This window comes from Pseudomonas sp. TWRC1-2, from assembly GCF_049896685.1.
Lineage (GTDB): Bacteria > Pseudomonadota > Gammaproteobacteria > Pseudomonadales > Pseudomonadaceae > Aquipseudomonas.
The window spans coordinates 1-22,673 of record NZ_JAFCUU010000010.1; the positions used below are offsets into that span (position 1 = coordinate 1).

Consider the following 22,673-nt stretch of genomic DNA (forward strand, 5'->3'; position numbering starts at 1 on the left):
TCGATGAACTGAAGCAACTCGCTGTCGAATCTCGCGTAACTCTTTGTTTACCAAGGAGTTTTCCGTTTCGACTGCGCCGGAAGTGGGGCGAATTATAGACTTCCAGAATCTGCCGTCAAGCACTAATTACGCTTTTGGTGCAGAAACTGGTTTTTTCGCGATAAGGCGGGGAATCCGGCGCATGACAGGCGGAATACGCAGGGCCAAAAGCAGCGCACCTATAGATGCATATACTGCCCACTCCTTCAGATCGGCCCGCACAATCCACAACATATGCAGCAAACCAAGCCCAAGGATCACATACACCAAGCGATGCAGCTTCTTCCAACGACTGCCAAGTCGACGCTGGCTATAGCGATTGGAGGTCACTGCCAGCATCAATAAGCAGAGGAAACCCAACGCGCCCACAATAATGTAGGGCCGCTTACGCAGCTCCACCCCGAATTGCGACCAATCGAGTCCCAGGATAAAGACGCAGTAAGCCGCCAGGTGCAAAACCACATACGCAAAACACCAGAGACCCAGCTGCCGGCGGACAGCAATCCACCCCGCCCACCCACTGAGCTTCTGCAATGGCGTCATGCTCAGCGTGATCAGCAACAGAACCAAGGTCCCAAGCCCCAACCGATCCATCAGCACTTTGCCTGGATCAGGCCCGAGCACAGAACTCCATGCCTCGTACAACCAGAAAAATGGCCATATCGCCGCGGCTATAAAGACGCCTATGCGCCAGATCGGATAACGCATCAGTAATTCTTCCGCAGATCGAGGTCCGTATAAAGAGAAGCGACCTCATCCGAGTAGCCATTGAACATCTGCGTCTCGCGCACGTTCGGGCTGAACAAGCCGCTGGGCAGGCGACGTTCTCGCGCCTGAGTCCAACGAGGATGGTCGACCGTAGGATTCACGTTCGCGTAGAACCCATACTCATCGGCCGCGATGCTCTGCCAGGTCGTCTTGGGTTGTTCGCTTACAAGACTGATCCGCACAATGGACTTCACACTCTTGAAGCCATACTTCCACGGCACCACCAGACGCAGTGGCGCGCCGTTCTGGTTAGGCAGTTCACGCCCGTACATGCCAACGGCAAGGATAGCCAATGGGTTCATGGCCTCGTCCAGGCGCACCCCTTCTACATATGGCCAGTCGATCAAGCCGAAACTTGAGCGCTGCCCCGGCATGCTTTTGGGGTCCTGGAGCGTTTCAAAACGGATGTACTTGGCTTTGGAGGTCGGCTCCACTTGCTTGAGCAAGGCGGAAAGGGGGAAACCCATCCACGGAATCACCATCGACCACGCCTCGACGCAGCGCAAACGGTAGATGCGCTCTTCCAACTGATAAGGCTTCATAAAGTCTTCCAAGGCATAACGCCCCGGCTTACCGACCTCTCCATCAATCACCACACTCCAGGGCTCGGTCTTGAGTGAACCCGCGTTCTTCGCCGGGTCCCCCTTGTCAGTACCGAATTCATAGAAGTTGTTGTAGTGGGTTGCGTCCTTGAACGGCGTGATGGCTTCGTCCTTTACCGTAACAGCCTGCCACTGGGTGCCTGGCAGCTTCTGGGCAAACCAACTCGGGGCATTGCCCGGCTCGACGTCGGCATAACGCGCTGCATCGTCAGCACTGGCCCAGCGCGGCAAAGTACTGGCAGCGACGCCAGCAAGCGCACCACCGAGCAAGCTGCGGCGAGATGAATAGAAGGATTCAGGCGTGACATCCGATTCGTGACAATCGGACGCTTTGGGGATCTTGATTAACATGGCAACTCCGCAGCATTGGAGGACTGATGCACCAATAGACTGCGGAGTATGGCGGACATTACATTAAGACAATGTTTTGTCGCGGCGCAGATGCAGCAAGTACTGAATCGGCCCCGAAGCAGCGTAGACCAGGAACGCCAGCAGCAGGATACGCGGCGGGTCGCTGAACACTACAGCGAACACCAGCACCACCACCAGGATCGCCACGAAAGGCACGCGCCCCTTGAGGTCGAACTCCTTGAAACTGTTGTACTTGATGTTGCTGACCATCAGCATGCCAGCCGCAGCCACCATCAAGGCCACCAGGAACGACATTTTCGAGCCCTGGATTCCATAGTCACTGAATGCCCAGACAATACCCGCCACCACGCCCGCCGCCGCCGGGCTGGCAAGGCCGATGAAGTAACGCTTGTCAGCGGTACCCACCTGGGTATTGAAGCGCGCCAGACGCAAAGCGGCGCCGGCGACATAGATGAAGGCGACCATCCAGCCGACCTTGCCCATATCCCCCAGCGCCCAGGCAAACGCCAGCAGCGCCGGTGCGACCCCGAAAGCGACCATGTCCGACAGCGAGTCGTACTCGGCGCCAAAGGCACTTTGCGTGTTGGTCATGCGCGCCACACGGCCATCAAGGCCATCAAGCACCATGGCCACGAAGATTGCGATGGCGGCAAAACCGAAATACTTGCTGGCACTCACCGCATCACCCGCCGCCAGCGCACTTTGGGCGCTCATGGAGTTGATGATGGAATAGAAGCCGGCAAACAGGTTCGCGGTGGTGAACAGGTTAGGCAGAAGATAGATGCCACGATGCCGGACCTTGCGACCTTCCGCGTCATGCCCTTCTTCGACATGCTCATCGATCGGCAGCAGGCTTTCGGCGTCAGAGGCCTGGTGTGGCTCTTCGGGACGTTCGCTCATGGATTTTACCTTGCAACGGTGTGAAAAAAATTCGACAGAAACTTGCGGCGAGTGTTCGCCCGCAAACGATGCAGCTTTATACCAGAACCAGCCCCTCAAACGAAAAAACGCGGCCTAAGCCGCGTTTTCTGTTGATGCGTACGACTTAGTTTTTGGCTTTGTCGACGATCTTGTTGGCACCGATCCACGGCATCATGGATCGCAGTTGCTCGCCGATGACTTCGATACCGTGAGCGGCATTGTTACGACGCTTGGCGGTCATCGAAGGGTAGCCGGTTGCGCCTTCGCTGATGAACATTTTGGCGTATTCGCCGTCCTGAATACGTTTCAGAGCGTTGCGCATGGCCTGACGGGACTCGGCGTTGATCACTTCCGGGCCAGTCACGTACTCGCCGTATTCGGCGTTGTTGGAGATCGAGTAGTTCATGTTGGCGATACCGCCTTCGTACATGAGGTCAACGATCAGCTTCAGTTCGTGCAGGCATTCGAAGTAGGCCATCTCTGGCGCGTAGCCAGCTTCAACCAATGTTTCGAAACCAGCTTTGACCAGCTCAACGGTACCGCCGCACAGAACGGCTTGCTCGCCGAACAGGTCGGTTTCAGTCTCGTCCTTGAAGGTGGTTTCGATGATGCCGGTACGACCGCCACCCACGCCAGCTGCGTAGGACAGTGCAACGTTTTTGGCGTTGCCCGAGGCGTCCTGGTAGATCGCGATCAGGTCAGGGATACCGCCGCCTTTGACGAACTCGGAACGCACGGTGTGGCCCGGGGCTTTCGGCGCGATCATGATCACGTCGAGGTCAGCGCGCGGAACAACCTGGTTGTAGTGAATCGCGAAACCGTGGGAGAAGGCCAGGGTGGCGCCCTTCTTGATGTTCGGCTCGATTTCATTCTTGTACAGCGCGGACTGGAACTCGTCCGGGGTCAGAATCATGACCAGGTCAGCAGCAGCAACGGCGGAAGCAACGTCGGTCACTTTCAGGCCATGGGCTTCAGCCTTGGCAACAGTGGCCGAACCTTTGCGCAGGCCGACAGTGACGTCAACGCCGGAATCTTTCAGGTTGCACGCTTGGGCGTGGCCCTGGGAACCGTAGCCGATGATGGCGACTTTCTTGCCCTGGATGATCGACAGGTCACAATCTTTATCGTAATAAACTTTCATGAGGTTCCTCTATATATCCAGGCCGTAAGGCCATTCGCTAATTTGGGTTAGATGCTGAGTACTTTGTCGCCACGGGCAATCCCGGTGACACCACTGCGTACGGTTTCCAGAATCGAGGCCGTCCCGATCGACTGGATGAAACTGTCCAACTTGTCGCTTGTACCGGTCAGTTGAACGGTATAAACGCTGGCGCTCACATCGACGATCTGCCCGCGATAAATGTCAGTAGTCCGTTTAATCTCGGCACGCTGGGCACCCGTAGCCTTGACCTTAACCAACATCAGCTCACGCTCAATGTGGGCACTTTCCGAAAGATCGACCAGCTTGACCACTTCGATCAACTTGTTGAGGTTCTTGGTGATCTGTTCGATCACCTCATCGTGGCCCACGGTGGTCAACGTCAGGCGCGACAGGGTCGGGTCTTCGGTCGGCGCCACGGTCAGGCTTTCGATGTTGTAGTTGCGTTGCGAAAACAGGCCGACAACACGAGACAGAGCGCCGGGTTCGTTCTCCAGAAGCAGGGAGATAATGTGCCGCATGATTAAGTACGCTCCGTCTTGTTCAGCCACATGTCGCGCATAGAGCCGTCTTTGATCTGCATCGGGTAGACGTGCTCGCTGGTATCCACTTGAATATCGAGGAACACCAGGCGGTCCTTCATGGCGAACGCCTCTTCCATCTTCGGCTTCAGATCTTTCAAATCGGTGATGCGAATGCCGACGTGGCCATAGGCTTCGACCAATTTTACGAAATCTGGCAGCGATTCCATGTAGGAATGGGAGTGACGGCTGCCGTAGCTCATGTCCTGCCACTGACGAACCATGCCCAGTACGCCGTTGTTCAGGCAGACGATCTTCACCGGAAGGCCGTACTGCAAGCACGTCGACAACTCCTGAATGTTCATCTGGATGCTGCCCTCACCGGTGACGCACGCGACGTCGGTGTCGGGGAAGCTCAGCTTCACACCCATGGCCGCAGGAAAACCAAAGCCCATCGTGCCCAGGCCACCGGAGTTGATCCAGCGGTTAGGCTTGTCGAACTTGTAGTACTGCGCGGCGAACATTTGGTGCTGGCCCACATCGGAGGTTACAAAAGCATCGCCCTTGGTCACTTCGCACAGGGTTTCGATCACGGTTTGTGGCTTGATAACGCTGCCGTCGCCTTTGTCGTAAGGGAACAGGCCGCGGTCACCGCGCCATTCATCGATCTGCTTCCACCAGCTGGCAACGGATTCCTTGTTCGGCGTTTCGCCGATGTCCTTGAGCGCGGCAACCATCTCGGTCAACACACTTTCTACCGGACCCACGATCGGCACATCGGCCTTGATGGTCTTGGAGATGGACGCCGGGTCGATGTCGATATGGATGATCTTGGCATTCGGGCAGAACTTGCTCGCGCCGTTGATCACACGGTCATCAAAACGCGCGCCCACTGCCAGGATCACGTCGGCGTGGTGCATGGCCAGGTTGGCGGTGTAGCTGCCGTGCATGCCGAGCATGCCGACGAACTGACGGTCCGTGCCCGGGAATGCGCCGAGGCCCATCAACGTGTTGGTGACTGGCAAATTAAGCAGCTTGGCCAGCTCGGTCAGTGGAGCAGAACCGCCACCCAGGATCACGCCACCGCCCGAGTACAGCACCGGGCGCTTGGCCGCCAGAAGCATTTCTGCCGCCTTGCGGATTTGCCCCGAGTGCCCACGAACAGCCGGGCTGTAGGAACGCAGCTTGGCTTTCTTCGGGAAGATGTATTCGAACTTTTCAGCCGGGTTGGTCATGTCTTTCGGGATATCGACCACAACAGGGCCCGGGCGACCGGACTGTGCGAGGTAGAACGCCTTTTTCATGACTTCCGGGATTTCCGAGGCATGCTTGATCATGAAGCTGTGTTTCACGATCGGCCGGGAGATACCGATCATGTCGGTTTCCTGGAATGCATCGGTACCCACCATGGTGCTTGCGACCTGGCCGGAAATAATCACCATCGGAATAGAGTCCATATACGCAGTCGCGATGCCGGTAATGGCATTCGTTGCGCCTGGGCCGGACGTCACCAGTACCACACCGGCTTTACCGGTGGCACGGGCGTAACCGTCAGCCATATGGGTCGCGGCCTGTTCGTGGCGAACCAGGATGTGGGTAACAGCCGGTTCCTTGAACAGTGCGTCGTAAACATGCAGCAGAGCACCACCTGGGTACCCGTAGATATAGTCGACGCCTTCGTCACGCAAAAAGCGGACGAGCATCTCACCGCCAGATAAAAGCTCCACGTTGTTCACCTCTAAAACGCCAGAATACCGTCCGTTAAAAACCGACGGGTCTTAATAGGTTTACTTCTCAACAGAGCATGAGCGACGGTGGTCGCCGACTACGTCAGCACTGACTGAGCAAGTATTGGGATCGTCCCAAGTGTTGCGGGCTTTTCCCACCCAGCGCGAGGTAACGCGTTGCGGGTGTTACAGGTCGGCGCGGATATGCGCCTCATGATCTGCTGAGCGGGTCTGCTTCTGGCAGTCCCGATACAGCGGACTTTGGATTCTTCTGTTTCAGCCCCTTCAAGTCAAGCAATAATTGCGCTTTTTTCCAACTAAGCGCATGAGAACGTAGATTAAAGGGGTTTGAGGAGGGATAAAACTCGCCTGAATGTCGTCAAGCGGTAGAAATGTGCGCAAGACTGCCGGAAAACCCGGCAGTCAGGCAATTAACGAGCGTCGACGATCAATTGGTCGAACTTTTTCAGCGCGTTACGCAAACCGAGGCTCTCACGCGGGCGATCGGCGTAAACCATCTCCGCCATCTCCAGAATCCCCGACGCATTAGGCAACGGCAGATCCTGCTCGAGGATCTGCTTCATGCGCACCAGGAAGATCCATTGCAGCCACTGATGAAAATCCAGGGTATCAACCGAAAAAGGCTCGACACTGCTGAGCGCCTCTGCGCTGGGGGACACCTCGTCCCACCAGCCCTGCACGCGCAATTCGCGCTCGATCAGCAATAACTGCTCGGCAATCGCGGGAAAACGTGCATCCATCAGAGGCTGACCTTGGCTTTCTGGCGAGCCTGCGCAGCACCGGCAGCATCGCCTTGGGCAGCACGCGCGTCACCAATCAGGGCCCACAGGTTGGCTTGCAGATCGGGACGACCATTGGCCAGGCTCAGGCCGCGACGGGCGAACTGTTCGGCTTGCGGCGCATCACCTTGAGCCATACGCACCTGGGCCAGGCGATACAACACTTGCGGCTCGCGAGGTGCCACGCGCTGGGCACGCTCAAGGCTGGACGAAGCGCCGTTCAAATCACCACCGGCCTGCTGTTGCTGGGCGGTGGTCAACAGCGACAGCACTGGTCCGTCCAGTTGCTCATCAGCCGACAGGCCGCCCGCGTTCGACGACGACGGAATACCGCTCGGCGTCGACGGCATGTTGTAGGTGCCCTGGTTAACCGGCGCCGTCTGGATCGGCGTGGAATCAACCGGCCCCGACGTGCTTGGGCCTGGGGTCCACGGCTCGGCGCTGATCGGCGCCGACGTTGCAGCACCACCGCCCGGCACCATCACTACCACACCCGAATCCTGCGGCATGGCCTGCGGTGTGGCTTGGGCCGGACGCTTGACCACGGTCTGACGGAAGCCGCCGTTGGCCGAAATGCGATCGTTATTGGAAACGGTGGTACTCGAATCCACCACGGGAATCGAACCGCGCTGCACGCTGGAGCAACCGCTGAGCACTGCCAGAGCTGTAATAGCTGGAATCAACCACTTGTTCACGTGAAACCCTCTTTGCTTAGTTCATCCAGCCCTTGACCCAATCCATCACCGATTCCGCGTCAGCAGGGGCACTGCCACCGCATGCGGCGCCGGGTGGTGGCTCGCTGCCGCGAATATACGGCATCTGCACCGCGCCCGGACAGTTGGCATCGGAGCCCTGCCCCGTGTGCGGATCAATCCAGGCCTGCACGATGTTGTCCGGTTGCGGCATGTTCAGCGGCAGCGGGTCGGCCTTGCGCATGAAGCTGGTCCAGACCTGCAGCGCACCGGTGGCACCGGTGAACGGCGTCTTGCCATTGTCGTCACGCCCCAGCCAAACCACGGCCAGCACGTCCTGGCCGAAGCCTGCGAACCAGCTGTCACGCGAATCGTTACTGGTACCGGTCTTGCCCGCCAGCGTCAGGTTCGACGGCAGCACGCTGTAAACCGAGCGCCCGGTGCCTTCGCGCATTACGCGCTGCATGGCGTTCTGGATCAGGTAAATGGAGCCTGCATCAAAGCGCTGCTGAATCTGGAAAGGATAGCGCTTGAGCGGCTCGCCCTCGGCAGTCAGCACGCTGCGGATACCGCGCATCGGGGTATTGAAGCCGCCGTTGGCGAGGGTCTGGTACATCGTGGCCACTTCCATCGGGGTCATGGCGCCAGCGCCCAACAGCATCGAGGGGAACGACGGGAACTCACGGTTGATGCCCAGGCGACCCAGGGTTTTCAACACATTCGGCACCCCGACTTCCAGCCCGAGGCGTGAGGTGGAGATGTTGTAGGAATGCGCCAGCCCCTGATACAGGAACACCGTGCCGTGAGAGCGGCGATCGAAGTTCTGCGGCGTCCACACTTGGCCATCGGCACCTTTGACCGACAACGGGTCATCTGAGAGCCAACTGGTCAGGGTGTATTTGCTCGGTTTTTCCAGGGCCGTCAGGTAGACCGCAGGCTTGACCAGCGAGCCGATTGGCCGCACGGCATCCAGCGCGCGGTTGAAACCGGCAAAACTGGCCTGGCGACTGCCGATCATCGCCTGGACTTCACCGGTTTCCGGGTTGGTCACCACCATGGCCGCCTCGACTTCATCGGCGCCCTTGCGGCCGGTCAAGCGTTTGAAGGTGTCGTTGACCGACGCTTCGGCTTTCATCTGCAAAATCGGGTCGAAACTGGTGAAGATCCGCAGGCCTTCCTCGGTCAAGTCTTCGTCACGGTAATCTTCGCGCAACTGACGTTTGACCAGGTCGATAAAGCCTGGGAAGGAGCTGTCGGCCAGCTTGCCGCGAGTGGTTACACCCAGTGGCATTTTTTTCGCGGCCGCGACTTGTTCAGCGGTAGCCACGCCCTGCTGCTCGAGTACGTCCAGCACCAGGTTACGACGTTCAAGCGCACGCTCCGGGTTGCGACGCGGGTTGTAATAGGACGGTCCCTTGACCATGCCCACCAGCAACGCGACCTGATGCAGCTTCAACTCGGACAACGGCTGACCGAAGAAGAACTGGCTGGCCAAGCCAAAGCCGTGAACGGCGCGCTGGCCATCCTGGCCGACGAATACTTCGTTGAGGTAAGCCTCGAGGATTTCCTGCTTGCTGTAATGCAGCTCCAGCAGCATCGCCATCATGGCTTCGGTGAGCTTGCGGGTCAGGCTGCGCTCGTTGGTCAGGTAGAAGTTCTTGACCAATTGTTGCGTCAGCGTACTGCCACCCTGCGTCATCTTGCCGCCAGAGGTGTTGACCCAGATGGCGCGGGCAATCGACTTGGGCGAGACGCCCCAGTGGCTGTAGAAGTCGCGGTCTTCGACGGCAACCAGTGTTTCAAGCAGATACGGCGGCACCTGATCGAGCTTGATCAGGATGCGATCTTCCAGGTTCTTGGGGTAAATGCCGCCGATCAGCAGCGGCTCCAGGCGCACCACGGGCAACTTCGAACCATTGAGCGACGACAGCTCGGCGACGTAATCGCCAGAGAAGCGCACGCGCACCGGTTGGGCTTTTTCCAGGCCTTCATAGAACTGGAAGCCGCGGGTATTCAAGTCGACGGTATTGCCGCTGACGGCCGCGGCGCCAGGGCCATTGCTCACGGCTTCGCGGCGGTAACCCAAGGCGTCGAGCTCGGTGAGAAAGTCATCCTTGCTCAGCTTCTGGCCGGTGAACAGTTCCAGCGGGCGTGCGTACACCTTGGCCGGAATGGTCCAGCGCTTGCCGGAGAACTTCTCCTGGACCACAGCATCGAGGTACACCGCGAAGCCGGCGAGCACCACAAGGCCTACCAGGCTGAGCTTGAGCGCCCAGCCCAGCCACGGACGCAGGCCGCGGGAAGGAGGTTTTTTACGGGAACGGGGAGATCGGGTTCGAGTCATGGCGGCGGATTATACGCACTTTATTGATGATCAACATGAGCCGGACAGCGGTTTGCACGACCGGCTGTAACAGCCATAATGCCCGCCATGATTTCCCCCAGACTTTGAAGGATCGCCCGTGAGCCAGTCCCTGATCGCTGCCCTGCAAAACCCGGCTTTGTATCCCCATCCGGTTGAAGCGTTTCAAGTTATCGAGACCCATATTTCCTGGGTCATTCTGACTGGCCCCTTCGCTTACAAACTGAAGAAGCCGATGAACTTCGGCTTTCTGGATTTCACCCAACTGGACGACCGGGGGCACTTCTGCAACGAAGAACTACGCCTCAACCAGCGCCTGACCGAAGATTTGTATCTTGAAGTGTTGCCAATTACCGGCACCGCTGAGGCTCCGCAACTGGGCGGCGATGGCCCGGTAATCGAGTACGCGCTGAAAATGCGCCAGTTCCCGCAAAGCCAACTGCTGAGCACTTTGCAGGCCAACGGCGAACTGACCAGCGCGCACATCGATGAAATGGCCAAGCAGATTGCGCATTTCCACCTCACCGCACCAAAGGTTCCACAGGCGCACCCGGCCGGCACCCCGGACGAGGTGATGGCGCCGGTGCGCCAGAACTTCGATCAGATTCGCCCTTTCCTCAGCGACAAGGCCGACCTGGCCCAGCTGGAAGCTCTGCAGGCCTGGGCCGAAAGCAGCTTCGAGCGCCTCAAGCCTTTGCTGGCTCAGCGCAAGCTCGAGGGTTTCACGCGTGAATGTCACGGCGATATCCACTTGGGCAATGCGACGATGATCGACGGCCAAGTCGTCATCTTCGACTGCATCGAGTTCAACGAGCCGTTCCGCTTCACCGATGTGTACGCCGACACCGGCTTCCTGGCGATGGACCTGGAAGACCGTGGCCTCAAATCCCTGGCACGTCGCTTTATCAGCCAATACCTGGAACTGACCGGCGATTACCAAGGCCTGGAAGTGCTGAACTTCTATAAAGCTTACCGGGCGCTGGTACGCGCCAAGGTTGCACTGTTCAGCATGCCGAGCGAGGCAAGCCCGGTGCAGCGCGCCACTACCCTGCGCCAGTACCGCAACTACGCCAACCTGGCCGAAAGCTACAGCACTATTCCTTCGCGCTTTCTGGCAATTACCCACGGCGTATCGGCAGTCGGCAAGAGCCACGTTGCCATGCGTCTGGTGGAAGCCTTGGGCGCCGTGCGCCTGCGCTCGGATGTGGAACGCAAACGCCTGTTTGGCGAACAGCACGTGGAAAACACACCACAGGCCGGCATCTATGCCGCCGACGCCAGCGCAGCAACCTATGCTCGCCTGAATGAAATCGCCGATATCGTCTTGCGCGCCGGCTACCCGGTCGTACTGGATGCCACCTTCCTCAAACGTGAACAGCGCGACGCCGCCGCGAAGATTGCCGAGGCCACCGGCGCGCCATTCCTGATCCTGGATTGCAACGCACCGCAAGCCGTTATCGCCAGCTGGTTGGCACAACGTCAGGCGGATAAGAACGACCCTTCCGACGCGACGCTGACCATCATTGAAGAGCAGCAGGCCAACCGAGACCCGCTGACGGCTGAAGAATTGCTGCTCAGCAAGCGTGTAGAGACCAATGAAAGCGGAACCCTGGATGCTCTGGTGGCGCATATTCGCCAACGCCTGCCAGGCCTGTAAGAAATATTTCTTGGTCGTGTCACCGATCTACGGTGCACGACCGAGCAATAGTGGCACTATAATGGCGTCATAATTCCAACAGGAGTCGCCGTCATGAGTCAGCCCAAGCTTCTTGATACTCCGCTCTACGCGCTCCTGCACAAGGACGACATTCGAGGCTTCAACCAGGAACGGCCTAAAGACGGCAGCATCGACATGCGTGGCGGTGACTTTCGTGGGCTGGACCTGCGCGACCTGGACGCCACAGGTGTAGATTTCACCGATGCGTATTTCCGTTCTGCCGATCTGCGTGGCCTGGATCTACGCGACTGCTCACTGGAAGGCGCCAGCCTGGCGCATGCACAAATTTCCGGCACCTACTTTCCACCTGAACTGACCGCCGACGAGATCCTCATGTCGGTTAATTTCGGTACTCGCCTGCGCTATCGCACCAAGTGACGCCATATGCCCGCCCCCGGCTACGCATCAAGTGCCGGGTGGTTCGCCGTGCCTCTGCTTAAAACTTCCTGAGCATTCTTATAAGCGTTTCAGCCGTTCCTGACCAAAGAACTACGCTTTTCCTACTGAGCGCTACACTCCTTTTCAGGCTTGCCTGGTCACGATACCCACCGAACCATTCGGCCGTCGCAAGGAGGCTTGATGAACGATGAGCTGCAACACCTGAAAAACCTTGGCAAGACGTCGGCGCAGTGGCTGCATGCGGTGGGCATCCACAGCGCCTCCGACTTGCGCCGTCTGGGAGCGGTCGATGCCTACCGGGCAGTGCGAACTCGCGGTTTCCGGGCGTCGAAGGTATTGCTGTACGCCATTGAAGGCGCATTGATGGATGTGCACTGGAACGACATTCCCGCGGAGCGAAAGGAAGCGCTGAACCGCCAGCTGGATGCGATTTCGGCACGTCAGAAGAATTAGCTCAGCGATAAAACTCAACGTTTACAGGCATTACGAACGCCTGTTTGAGAAAATCCACAGGTCGAGCAAAAACAAATGTTGACTCTCAAATGAGAATCGTTATGATTATCACAACTGGTCGCGAGATCAGCCGATAACTGAAAGACCATTGGTTCGGACTCTCAGATTATCTCCTCATCAGGCTAATCACGGTTATTTGACCCGGCTCTTGCCGGGTCTTTTTTTGCCTGTAAAACGCCTATAAAACCGTGAGGCTCAGCGCGCGATAATCAACGGATGCCCACGCTCCGGGTGCGGCTGCACCAACACATCCAGCCCAAACACAGCTTTGAGCGGCTCAGGTCGCAAGACGTGTGCGGGCGTATCCAAGGCATGCGGACGCCCGCCTTCCAGCAGCAGAATGCGATCACAGTAACGCGCAGCCAGATTCAGGTCATGGAGGATCACCAGCACGGCCGCGCCTCGATCGGCAAAACTGCGAATAGCCTGCAAGGTCGTGTGCTGATGCAAAGGGTCAAGCATCGACGTCGGCTCATCCAGCAGCAACGTCTGCCCCGCCTCGCCCGGCCATAGTTGCGCCAATACGCGCGCCAGGTGCACACGTTGGCGCTCCCCGCCAGACAACGCCAAGTAGCTGCGGCCGCTCAAATGGCTGATGTCCGCCGCCTGCAACGCCGCACGGATGATCTCGTCGTCACGCACGCGCCCGGTCTGATGCGGCAAACGCCCCATGCCGACAACTTCTTCAACGCGAAACGCAAAATCCAGGGTCGAGGTTTGCGGCAACACCGCCAAGCGCTGGGCGCGCTGCGGGCCGGTCCAGCTTTTGAGCGCCTGCTCATCCAGCCACACCGCGCCCTGATCAGGGCGCAGCTCACCGCACAGCGCGCTGAGCAAGGTGCTTTTGCCAGCACCATTGGGGCCCAGCACGCCAAGTACCTGGCCCGGTAACAGGTCCAGGCTGACATCGGCCAACACAGTCTTGCGACCACGCCGGATCTGCAGCGCTTCCACTCGCAGCATCAGGCGCGTCCTCGCAACAACAGAAAAAGAAAAAACGGCGCACCGATAAACGCCGTAACAATGCCGATCGGCAACTCCGCGGGCGCCAAGGCCAGGCGCGCCACCAAATCTGCAAACAGCAACAAACTCGCGCCGGCCAGCACCGAGGCTGGCAACAGCACACGATGGTCGGGCCCGGCCAGCAACCGCACCAAGTGCGGGACCACCAGCCCGACAAACCCGATCATCCCCGCCGCCGCTACTGCCGCCCCCACGCCCAAAGCGGTGCAGAACACCAGCTCACGCTTGAGCCCTTCCACATCAATCCCCAGGTGGCTGGCCTCGGACTCACCCAGCAACAAGGCATTCAGCGCCTTGGCGCGGCGCGGCAACCAAAGCGCGACACCCGCGCTCACCAGCAGCAACGGCCACAACCGCGAGTAGCTCGCGCCATTGAGGCTGCCCAGGTTCCAGAACGTCAGGGTGCGCAGAGTGGCGTCGTCGGCCAAATAGGTAAACAGCCCGACCGCCGAGCTGGCGAGGGCCGTGAGCGCGATGCCGGCAAGCAGCATCGTCGCAACATTGGTCTGGCCGTTACGGCGCCCCAGGCGATAGACCAGCGCAGTCACTCCCAAACCACCGAGAAACGCACACAGCGACAGCAAGTAAGGCCCGAACGCATCCGGCAGCCCGCCAAAAAACGAACCCCCGACAATCGCAATCGCCGCCCCCAGCGCCGCGCCACTCGACACCCCGACCAGCCCGGGATCCGCCAGCGGATTACGGAACAACCCCTGCATCGCCACGCCCGACAACGCCAGCACGCCGCCGACCGCCAGGCCAAGCAATGTGCGCGGCAGGCGAATCTGCCCCAGGATCAATTCGGCCTGCTCCAGGCCGTCGGCAGCAATCGGCACGCCCATCAAGCGCAACGCGGCCCTGAGTGTGTCCAGCAACGGCAGGCTGACCGGCCCCAAGGCTAATGAGAGCCAGGTCGCCAATACACACAACAGCGCCAGCCCGATAAACAGTGTTTTCGGCTTAACCAGAGGGGTCATGGAGCAGGTTTAGCCTGGGACGGATAGAACCCGGCAGACAGTTGCACCAGGCTTTGCGGCACACGCGGGCCCAGGCCGCCCACCAGCAAGGTGGGGTCCAGCTCAAACACCCGGCCATTTTCGGCCGCCGGCGTTGAGGCCAAAATAGGGTTTTCCTTGAACAGCGCCGCGCGCGCTGCATCGCCGGTCAAGGCACGGTCAGCAAATACCAGCACATCAGGACTCAGCCCCGCCAACGACTCCACCGAAAAAGGTTTGTAGCCGGTATGGGTGGCCAAGTTGCGTCCGCCCGCCTGCTGCAACAGCCAATCGGCGGCGGTGTCTTTACCTGCGATCAGCGGCTTGCCGCCCGCATGACCGAGCACCAACAGCACACCCGGGGATTTTTGCGTGGCCTGGGCCTGAGTGACCCAGCGCTTCTGCTGCTCGAGTGCTTGTTCATATCCGGTAAATAATTCGTTGGCTTTAGCCTCGCTGCCCAGCAACTTGCCAAGGTGCTGCAAGTTGCCTTTCAGGGTTGGCAGGTCCGGCTCGGCCGAAAACATTTCCACCTGCACGCCGGCGCCGCGAATTTGCGCAAGTACCGGCGGCGGCCCCATCTCCTCGGTGCCGACCAGCACTTGCGGGCGAAGACTGAGAATGCCTTCCGCCGACAACTGGCGCTGGTAACCTATGCTCGGCAAGGCCCTCAGCGATTCCGGGTGCTGGCTGGTAGTATCCACGCCCACCAGTTTCGATTCGCCGCCCAAGGCCGTCACCCACTCCGACAGCGCTCCACCGGCACTCACCCAACGTTGCGGCAGTTCAGAGGCTTGCGCCCCGTGGTGGACCAGCAGTGAGGCAACAAACGCAATAGCGCTGGTACTCAGACGCATAACAGGGTTTCCTTCCAGGGGCGGGGCGAAGCCGGCATTTGATAATTGTTTGCATTTGAACGTCAAGGCACTTAAGGATTGAAATGAAGTTTCTCTGCACCTCCGACGCCCTTGCAGCCAACAGCAGCCTCGGCTTCGAGATCGACGGTTGCAAACTGCTGGCCGTGCGCCGGGACGGCGTTGCCTACTTCTATATCAACCGTTGCCCCCATCGCGGCATCGCGCTGGAATGGCAACCCGATCAGTTCCTCGACACCAGCGCCAGCCTGATCCAGTGCGCCACTCACGGCGCGCTGTTCCTGATCGAAAGCGGCGAATGCATCGCCGGCCCCTGCGCGGGCCAGAGCCTCACCGCCCTGCCCGGCCGCGAAGACGCGCAGGGCCTGTGGGTGCAACTCTAGTCGCTGATCAGTACATCCAAACGACGTTCCACAACAATTTCCTCAGGCGTGACTCGCACACCGTAGGCCAATACCTCCACACCGGCGGCCTTGGCCTCACGCAATGCCGCAGCGTAACCAGCGTCGATTTCAACCGCTGGGCGCACCGCCTCGATCCCCGACAGGTTGACGCAATACAACTGCACCGCCCGCACCCCGTCACGCGCCAGGTGCGCCAACTCGCGCAGGTGCTTGGCGCCGCGCTGGGTCACCGCATCGGGGAAGGCTGCCACCGCCGTGTCATCAAAGCCCAGGGTGACGCTTTTGACTTCGACAAACGCCGCGCCTTGCGGGTAATCGAGGCGAAAATCGATGCGGCTTTTCTCCTGGCCATAAGGCACTTCGCGCTTCAAGGCAGTAAACCCGTTGAGCTCAGTGATCACACCCGCGCGCAACGCCTCCTCGACCAATTGGTTGGCGCGCGCCGTGTTGACGCACGCCAGCCGCCCCTGCGGCGTTTCAGCAATTTCCCAGGTGCCGGGCAACTTGCGCTTGGGGTCCGTGGAGCGACTGAACCAGACCTGGCCGCCCTCCACCATGCAATTGAGCATCGAGCCGGTGTTCGGGCAGTGAATCGTCAGCAACTCGCCGGTAACGGTTTCGATATCGGTGAGAAAACGCTTGTAGCGGCGGATCAGCCGCGCTTCTTCGAGAGGAGGATGAAAACGCATCAGCCTTGCCAGCTCCGCAAACCACGGGCGATACGCTCTACCGCCTGTTGTAGCCGATCGATATTTTGCGTGTAGGCAAAACGCACATGGTGGCCGGCTTGATAGCGGCCAAAATCCAGCCCGGGCGTAAACGCCACGTGTTCGGTTTCGAGGAAATGCCGACAGAACGCGAAGGCATCACCGCCGAACGCGCTGATATCGGCATACAAATAGAACGCCCCTTCCGGCTCTACGGCGATCCCGAATCCAAGTTCGCGCAGGGCGGGCAACAGGAAATCCCGACGGCGACCGAACTCGGCGCGGCGCTGCTCCAGAATGCTCAACGTTTGCGGGGTAAAACACGCCAGTGCCGCGTACTGGGCCATGCTCGGCGCGCTGATGTAGAGGTTTTGCGCGAGCTTTTCCAATTCACCCACCGCCGCGGGTGGCGCCACCAGCCAACCGAGGCGCCAGCCGGTCATGCCGAAATACTTCGAAAAACTATTCAGGACGAACGCGTCGTCGTCCACTTCCAGCACGCTGGCGGCATCGGTGCCGTACGTGAGGCCATGATAGATCTCGTCCACCACCAAGTGGCCGTCGCGCGCCTTGATTGCACTGGACAACCCTGCCAACTCGTCCCGTGTAAGGATCGTGCCGGTGGGGTTGGCCGGGGAAGCGACCAACGCGCCCACGCTGTACTGGTCCCAATGTTTGGCCACCAACTCGGCGGTCAATTGGTAGCGCACGTCCGGGCCAACCGGCACCAGCTGCGCCGCGCCTTCCACCAAGCGCAGAAAATGTCGGTTGCACGGATAGCCCGGGTCGGCGAGCAACCAATGTTTGCCCGGATCGACCAGCAGGCTGCTCGCCAGCAGCAACGCACCGGAACCACCGGGAGTGATCAGAATGCGCTCAGGATCGATGTTCAGCCCGTAACGCTGCTGGTAGAAACCGCTGATGGCCTCGCGCAACTCCGGCAACCCGCGCGCTGCGGTGTAGCGGGTCTTGCCGTTGGCCAGCGCCGCCTGGCCGGCCTGGATGATGGGCTCGGCCGTGGTGAAATCCGGCTCGCCGATTTCCAGGTGGATCACGTCATGGCCGGCTGCCTGCAGCTCATTGGCTCGCGCCAGCAGCGCCATGACATGAAAAGGTTCGATGGCGCGACTGCGCGCACTGTAGGGCTGAGCCATTAGCCTTCCTTAACGGTGAGGACAAAATCAGGATTCTACCGAACCCTCGCGGTAAAACATGCTCTATTGCCTGCTCGGCCGTCCATGACGAACCGAGCAAGCGCTTGCAAAACGACTAAAATCAACATTCGAGACACGCTATACCCAGCCATGGCGGGCTGTTGCAGTTTGCACCCCCGCCAAGTTGGGCCTCGACAACCGGGAGTGGCGCACCCCGAATCTATCTGGTAAGTTCGCCCGCTTGCAGCCGCAGGGCCGGCAGGTGTCGGTGACGTTGCAATCCTGCGCAATGGATTAGAAGAGTGAGAGGCGGTCTATTCATGTCCACCCAAGCAAAGCAACAGCAGCAGAGCCTCAGTGGCTTCACACCTTACGTCGAAACGAAAGGTGAGGAGTACATGGGCAAGCCCATGCGCCAGCACTTCACCAAGATCCTGCAAAAGTGGAAGCAGGACTTGATGCAAGAGGTCGACCGCACCGTTGACCACATGAAGGACGAAGCCGCCAACTTCCCGGACCCGGCAGACCGTGCCAGCCAGGAAGAGGAATTCGCCCTCGAACTGCGCGCCCGTGATCGTGAACGCAAGCTGATCAAGAAAATCGACAAAACGCTGCAACTGATCGAAGACGAGGAATATGGCTGGTGCGAATCCTGCGGCGTCGAGATTGGTATTCGCCGCCTGGAAGCCCGCCCAACCGCGGACCTGTGCGTAGACTGCAAAACCTTGGCTGAAATCAAGGAAAAACAGGTCGGCAAATAATCCTGCCGGGCTGAACGAATGGGGCGTGCAAACGCCCCATTTTTGTTTCTGGCGTTTACCGATTTTCCAGTAGTATCCGGCCCATGACAGCCTCTACCTATATCGGGCGTTTCGCCCCCACGCCCAGCGGCCATTTGCATTTCGGCTCGCTGGTTGCCGCCCTCGCCTCCTACCTCGATGCCCGCGCCAATCACGGCCGCTGGCTGATGCGCATGGAAGACCTCGACCCGCCGCGTGAAGAACCCGGCGCCCAGACGGCGATCCTGCACGCCCTGGAAAGCTACGGCTTCGAGTGGGATGGCGAACTGGTCCGACAAAGCGAGCGGCATGATGCCTACGCCAAAGTCCTCGACGGCCTGTTCAACCACGGCCTGGCCTACGCCTGCACATGCTCGCGCAAACAGCTGGAGCCCTACCACGGGATTTACCCGGGTTTATGCCGCAATGCCGGGCACGATCAGCACGACGCGGCCATTCGCCTGCGCGTACCCGAGCTGGAATACCACTTTACCGACCGCGCACAGGGCGAATTCCGACAGCACCTGGGCCGCGATGCAGGCGATTTCGTCATCCGTCGCCGCGACGGCTTGTATGCCTATCAATTGGCCGTCGTGCTCGACGACGCCTGGCAAGGTGTAACCGACATCGTGCGCGGCGCCGACCTGCTCGATTCCACGCCACGCCAGCTCTACCTGCAAGAACTGCTGGGCCTGCGCCAGCCGCGCTACCTGCACGTGCCGTTGATCGTGCAGCCGGACGGTAACAAGTTGGGCAAAACCTACCGTTCCCCGCCGTTGACACCGGACCAGGCCACGCCTTTGCTGTTAAGGGCATTGCGCGCCCTCGGCCAGCCCGCCGGCGCTGAACTGCTGCACGCCAGCCCACGGGAACTGCTCGATTGGGGCATTGCGCACTGGGATGCAACCCTGATCCCGCGCACACTCACGCTGGCCGAAGCGCAATTGCGCTGAAGGCGCTTGCAGCTTGCCAGCCATCCGTTACCATCGCGGCAGTTTTTTAATCAGAGGCCAACATGTACATCTATCGATTGGTCCTGCTGCTGGTCGTCGGGATCTACCTGTTTTCCCCCGCCATCATGGATTGGTGGATCGACGCCACGGGCGCCTGGTATCGCCCTTATCTGCTGTGGCTGATCCTGATCGTCGTGACCTTCATCCTGCAGAGCCAAAAAGATGCCGATGAGCTTTAGCCTCACCCAGATGCTGCTGATCAGCGCCGCCTACCTGGCCGCGCTGTTCGCCGTGGCCTGGATCAGTGAGCGCGGAATGATTCCGCGGGCGATCATTCGCCATCCGTTGACCTACACCTTGTCCCTGGGCGTTTACGCCAGCGCCTGGGCGTTTTATGGCACCGTGGGCCTGGCCTATCAGTACGGCTACGGCTTTCTGTCCAGTTACCTCGGGGTGTCCGGCGCGTTCCTGCTGGCGCCAGTGTTGCTGTACCCGATCCTGAAAATCACCCGTACCTACCAGCTGTCATCCCTGGCGGACCTGTTTGCCTTCCGCTTTCGCAGCACCTGGGCCGGCGCGCTGACCACGATTTTCATGCTGCTCGGCGTGTTGCCGCTGCTGGCCCTGCAGATCCAGGCCGTGGCAGATTCCATCAGCATCCTGACCCGTGAGCCCGTGCAACATCGCGTCGCGCTGGCTTTTTGCGCGCTGATCACCCTGTTCACGATTTTCTTCGGTTCGCGCCATATCGCCACCCGTGAAAAACACGAGGGCCTGGTGTTTGCGATTGCCTTTGAGTCAGTAATCAAGCTGATCGCCATCGGCGGCGTCGGCCTGTATGCGCTGTATGGCGTGTTCGACGGCCCGCAACAGCTGGAACTGTGGCTGCTGCAAAACCAGACCGCCCTCGCCGCCCTGCACACGCCGTTGCAGGAAGGCCCATGGCGCACGCTGTTGCTGGTGTTCTTCGCTTCGGCGATTGTGATGCCGCACATGTACCACATGACCTTCACCGAGAACCTCAATCCGCGCTCATTAGTGAGTGCAAGCTGGGGCTTGCCGCTGTTCCTGCTGCTGATGAGCCTGGCGGTGCCGCTGATCCTGTGGGCCGGCCTCAAGCTGGGCGCAACCACCAACCCGGAATACTTCACCCTCGGCGTCGGCATTGCCGCCAACAGCAAATCCCTGGCGTTGCTGGCGTACGTCGGCGGTTTGTCGGCGGCCAGCGGCTTGATCATCGTGACCACGCTCGCGTTGTCGGGCATGGCGCTCAACCACTTGGTGTTGCCGCTGTATCAGCCGCCGGCCGAAGGCAACATCTACCGCTGGCTGAAGTGGACGCGCCGCGCGCTGATCGTCGCGATCATCATGGCCGGTTATGGCTTCTACCTGTTGCTGGGCGCCGGGCAAGACCTTGCCAACCTCGGCATTGTCGCGTTCGTTGCCACCTTGCAGTTCCTGCCGGGCGTGTTGTCGGTGCTGTACTGGCCGACCGCTAATCGCCGCGGGTTTATCGCCGGCCTGCTGGCGGGGATTCTGGTGTGGATCGTTACCATGCTGTTGCCGCTGGTCGGCAACCTGCAGGGTTTCTACATTCCGTTGCTGAACATGATTTACGTGCTGGACGACACCAGTTGGCACATGGCCGCCATCGCTTCATTGGCTGCCAACGTCTTGATGTTCACCTTGATCTCGCTGTTCACCAACGCCAGCCCCGAAGAAACCAGCGCCGCCGAAGCCTGCGCGGTGGACAACGTGCGCCGCCCGCAGCGCCGCGAGCTGCATGCCGCCTCACCCCAGGAGTTCGCCACGCAACTGGCCAAGCCGCTGGGTGCGAAAGCCGCGCAAAAGGAAGTCGAACAGGCACTGCGCGACCTCTACCTGCCGTTCGACGAGCGCCGCCCGTATGCGCTGCGACGCTTGCGTGACCGTATCGAGGCCAACTTGTCCGGGCTGATGGGGCCAAGCGTGTCCCAGGACATGGTCGAAACGTTCTTGCCCTACAAGGCTGGCGGCGAAAACTACGTCACCGAAGACATCCATTTCATCGAGAGCCGGCTGGAGGATTACCACTCGCGCCTCACCGGCCTTGCCGCCGAACTCGATGCGCTGCGCCGCTACCACCGCCAGACCCTGCAGGAACTGCCGATGGGCGTGTGCTCCCTGGCCAAGGATCAAGAGATCCTGATGTGGAACAAGGCCATGGAAGAACTCACCGGCATCGCCGCGCAACGGGTAGTGGGTTCGCGCCTGAACACCTTGGGCGATCCGTGGAAAGAACTGCTGCAGGGCTTTATCAACCTGCCCGACGAGCATTTGCACAAGCAGCACTTGGCACTCGACGGCCAGACGCGGTGGCTCAACCTGCACAAAGCGGCGATCGACGAACCGCTGGCACCCGGCAACAGCGGCCTGGTGCTGCTGGTGAAAGATTTGACCGACACGCAAATGCTCGAAGACAAGCTGGTGCACTCCGAGCGCCTGGCCAGCATTGGTCGTTTGGCGGCAGGCGTGGCCCACGAGATTGGCAACCCGATCACCGGTATCGCCTGCCTGGCGCAGAACCTGCGGGAAGAGCGCGAAGAGGACGGCGAAATCACCGAAATCAGCGGGCAGATCCTTGAGCAGACCAAGCGCGTTTCACGCATCGTGCAGTCGTTGATGAGCTTCGCCCATGCCGGCGCTCATCAAAATCAGGACGAGGCCGTGTGCCTGGCCGAAGTCGCGCAGGATGCCATTGGGCTGCTGGCCTTGAACCGGCGCAATTTCGAAGTACAGTTCTTCAATCTGTGCGACCCGGACCACTGGGTCGACGGCGATTCCCAACGCTTGGCGCAGGTGTTGATCAACTTGCTGTCCAACGCCCGTGACGCATCCCCGCCGCACAGCGCGGTACGCGTCAAGAGCGAGGCTTTCGAGCACACGGTCGATCTGATCGTGGAGGATGAAGGCAGCGGTATTCCACAGAACATCATGGACCGATTGTTCGAACCTTTCTTTACCACCAAGGATCCGGGTGAAGGTACCGGTCTGGGCCTTGCACTGGTCTATTCCATCGTTGAAGAGCATTATGGACAAATCACCATCGACAGCCCGGCTGACACCGAAAGCCAACGCGGCACCCGTATTCGGGTGACCTTGCCGCGTCATGTCGAAGCGACGTCCGCTGTGAACTGAGACCGTCGAGAGAA

At 59.8% G+C, this 22,673-nt stretch carries 22 protein-coding genes; 8 read left to right on the forward strand and 14 right to left on the reverse strand.

What is annotated here, in order from left to right:
- Nucleotides 1–126: 126 nt before the first annotated feature.
- The 9 genes from msrQ to mrcB form a co-directional block, all read right to left on the reverse strand.
- Nucleotides 127–747, reverse strand: a complete 621-nt coding sequence (gene msrQ, locus ACP7B3_RS24845; RefSeq protein WP_426181554.1) for a protein-methionine-sulfoxide reductase heme-binding subunit MsrQ — start codon at nt 745–747, stop codon at nt 127–129.
- Nucleotides 747–1,760 (reverse strand): protein-methionine-sulfoxide reductase catalytic subunit MsrP, encoded by a 1,014-nt coding sequence (gene msrP / locus ACP7B3_RS24850; protein ID WP_426181557.1) that lies wholly within the window; start codon nt 1,758–1,760, stop codon nt 747–749. The genes msrQ and msrP overlap by 1 nt, the downstream gene beginning before the upstream one ends.
- Before the next feature lie 63 nt (nt 1,761–1,823).
- Nucleotides 1,824–2,681 carry a CDP-diacylglycerol--serine O-phosphatidyltransferase gene (pssA, locus tag ACP7B3_RS24855; protein ID WP_145162066.1) on the reverse strand — a complete coding sequence of 286 codons (858 nt, stop codon included), beginning with the start codon at nt 2,679–2,681 and terminating at the stop codon, nt 1,824–1,826.
- Nucleotides 2,682–2,826: 145 nt separating this feature from the next.
- On the reverse strand, nt 2,827–3,843 hold the full coding sequence (gene ilvC, locus ACP7B3_RS24860) for a ketol-acid reductoisomerase (RefSeq protein ID WP_003176099.1): 1,017 nt from the start codon (nt 3,841–3,843) through the stop codon (nt 2,827–2,829).
- Between the two features lie 47 nt (nt 3,844–3,890).
- Nucleotides 3,891–4,382: an acetolactate synthase small subunit gene (gene ilvN, locus ACP7B3_RS24865; protein WP_003176102.1), complete on the reverse strand. Its 492-nt coding sequence runs from the start codon at nt 4,380–4,382 to the stop codon at nt 3,891–3,893.
- 2 nt (nt 4,383–4,384) lie between these two features.
- Nucleotides 4,385–6,109: an acetolactate synthase 3 large subunit gene (locus ACP7B3_RS24870; RefSeq protein ID WP_106579404.1), complete on the reverse strand. Its 1,725-nt coding sequence runs from the start codon at nt 6,107–6,109 to the stop codon at nt 4,385–4,387.
- Nucleotides 6,110–6,540: 431 nt separating this feature from the next.
- On the reverse strand, nt 6,541–6,870 hold the full coding sequence (locus tag ACP7B3_RS24875) for a YqcC family protein (RefSeq protein ID WP_145162069.1): 330 nt from the start codon (nt 6,868–6,870) through the stop codon (nt 6,541–6,543).
- Nucleotides 6,870–7,604 carry a tetratricopeptide repeat protein gene (locus tag ACP7B3_RS24880; RefSeq protein WP_145162072.1) on the reverse strand — a complete coding sequence of 245 codons (735 nt, stop codon included), beginning with the start codon at nt 7,602–7,604 and terminating at the stop codon, nt 6,870–6,872. The genes ACP7B3_RS24875 and ACP7B3_RS24880 overlap by 1 nt, the downstream gene beginning before the upstream one ends.
- Before the next feature lie 16 nt (nt 7,605–7,620).
- On the reverse strand, nt 7,621–9,945 hold the full coding sequence (mrcB, locus tag ACP7B3_RS24885) for a penicillin-binding protein 1B (RefSeq protein WP_145162075.1): 2,325 nt from the start codon (nt 9,943–9,945) through the stop codon (nt 7,621–7,623).
- A 118-nt stretch (nt 9,946–10,063) separates the two neighbouring features.
- Here mrcB and ACP7B3_RS24890 point away from each other — a divergent pair, with 118 nt between their 5' ends.
- The 3 genes from ACP7B3_RS24890 to ACP7B3_RS24900 all read left to right on the forward strand — a co-directional run bounded on the left by ACP7B3_RS24890 (nt 10,064) and on the right by ACP7B3_RS24900 (nt 12,532).
- Nucleotides 10,064–11,620: an AAA family ATPase gene (locus ACP7B3_RS24890; protein WP_145162078.1), complete on the forward strand. Its 1,557-nt coding sequence runs from the start codon at nt 10,064–10,066 to the stop codon at nt 11,618–11,620.
- Between the two features lie 93 nt (nt 11,621–11,713).
- Nucleotides 11,714–12,058: a pentapeptide repeat-containing protein gene (locus tag ACP7B3_RS24895; protein ID WP_426181564.1), complete on the forward strand. Its 345-nt coding sequence runs from the start codon at nt 11,714–11,716 to the stop codon at nt 12,056–12,058.
- Between the two features lie 201 nt (nt 12,059–12,259).
- Nucleotides 12,260–12,532, forward strand: coding sequence for a TfoX/Sxy family protein (locus ACP7B3_RS24900; RefSeq protein ID WP_010562703.1), 273 nt, complete (start codon nt 12,260–12,262; stop codon nt 12,530–12,532).
- A gap of 255 nt (nt 12,533–12,787) precedes the next feature.
- On the opposite strand, the gene ACP7B3_RS24905 is transcribed toward ACP7B3_RS24900, so the two are convergent.
- From ACP7B3_RS24905 to ACP7B3_RS24915, 3 genes are read right to left on the reverse strand one after another with little or no spacing between them, the layout of a single operon-like run.
- On the reverse strand, nt 12,788–13,555 hold the full coding sequence (locus ACP7B3_RS24905) for a heme ABC transporter ATP-binding protein (protein ID WP_404485000.1): 768 nt from the start codon (nt 13,553–13,555) through the stop codon (nt 12,788–12,790).
- Nucleotides 13,555–14,592: a FecCD family ABC transporter permease gene (locus ACP7B3_RS24910; protein WP_369302506.1), complete on the reverse strand. Its 1,038-nt coding sequence runs from the start codon at nt 14,590–14,592 to the stop codon at nt 13,555–13,557. The genes ACP7B3_RS24905 and ACP7B3_RS24910 overlap by 1 nt, the downstream gene beginning before the upstream one ends.
- Nucleotides 14,589–15,467: a heme/hemin ABC transporter substrate-binding protein gene (locus ACP7B3_RS24915; protein WP_426181569.1), complete on the reverse strand. Its 879-nt coding sequence runs from the start codon at nt 15,465–15,467 to the stop codon at nt 14,589–14,591. The genes ACP7B3_RS24910 and ACP7B3_RS24915 overlap by 4 nt, the downstream gene beginning before the upstream one ends.
- An 83-nt stretch (nt 15,468–15,550) precedes the next feature.
- On the opposite strand from ACP7B3_RS24915, the gene ACP7B3_RS24920 reads away from it, so the two are divergent.
- Nucleotides 15,551–15,868 carry a Rieske (2Fe-2S) protein gene (locus tag ACP7B3_RS24920; protein WP_119741079.1) on the forward strand — a complete coding sequence of 106 codons (318 nt, stop codon included), beginning with the start codon at nt 15,551–15,553 and terminating at the stop codon, nt 15,866–15,868.
- On the opposite strand, the gene sfsA is transcribed toward ACP7B3_RS24920, so the two are convergent.
- On the reverse strand, nt 15,865–16,578 hold the full coding sequence (gene sfsA, locus ACP7B3_RS24925) for a DNA/RNA nuclease SfsA (protein ID WP_242200429.1): 714 nt from the start codon (nt 16,576–16,578) through the stop codon (nt 15,865–15,867). The genes ACP7B3_RS24920 and sfsA overlap by 4 nt on opposite strands.
- A complete protein-coding gene (locus tag ACP7B3_RS24930) occupies nt 16,578–17,750 on the reverse strand; it encodes a pyridoxal phosphate-dependent aminotransferase (protein WP_262208919.1) in 1,173 nt (390 codons plus the stop codon). The genes sfsA and ACP7B3_RS24930 overlap by 1 nt, the downstream gene beginning before the upstream one ends.
- A 320-nt stretch (nt 17,751–18,070) precedes the next feature.
- On the opposite strand from ACP7B3_RS24930, the gene dksA reads away from it, so the two are divergent.
- The 4 genes from dksA (at nt 18,071) to ACP7B3_RS24950 (ending at nt 22,659) form a co-directional block, all read left to right on the forward strand.
- Nucleotides 18,071–18,511 (forward strand): RNA polymerase-binding protein DksA, encoded by a 441-nt coding sequence (gene dksA / locus ACP7B3_RS24935; protein ID WP_034100675.1) that lies wholly within the window; start codon nt 18,071–18,073, stop codon nt 18,509–18,511.
- A gap of 83 nt (nt 18,512–18,594) precedes the next feature.
- The gene (gluQRS, locus tag ACP7B3_RS24940; RefSeq protein WP_426181574.1) at nt 18,595–19,482 is read left to right on the forward strand and encodes a tRNA glutamyl-Q(34) synthetase GluQRS; all 888 of its coding nucleotides are present in this window, start codon (nt 18,595–18,597) and stop codon (nt 19,480–19,482) included.
- A gap of 62 nt (nt 19,483–19,544) precedes the next feature.
- Nucleotides 19,545–19,721 (forward strand): hypothetical protein, encoded by a 177-nt coding sequence (locus tag ACP7B3_RS24945; protein ID WP_003176118.1) that lies wholly within the window; start codon nt 19,545–19,547, stop codon nt 19,719–19,721.
- On the forward strand, nt 19,705–22,659 hold the full coding sequence (locus tag ACP7B3_RS24950; RefSeq protein WP_426181577.1) for a sensor histidine kinase: 2,955 nt from the start codon (nt 19,705–19,707) through the stop codon (nt 22,657–22,659). Before ACP7B3_RS24945 ends, ACP7B3_RS24950 begins: the two co-directional genes overlap by 17 nt.
- The last annotated feature ends 14 nt before the right edge of the window (nt 22,660–22,673 follow it).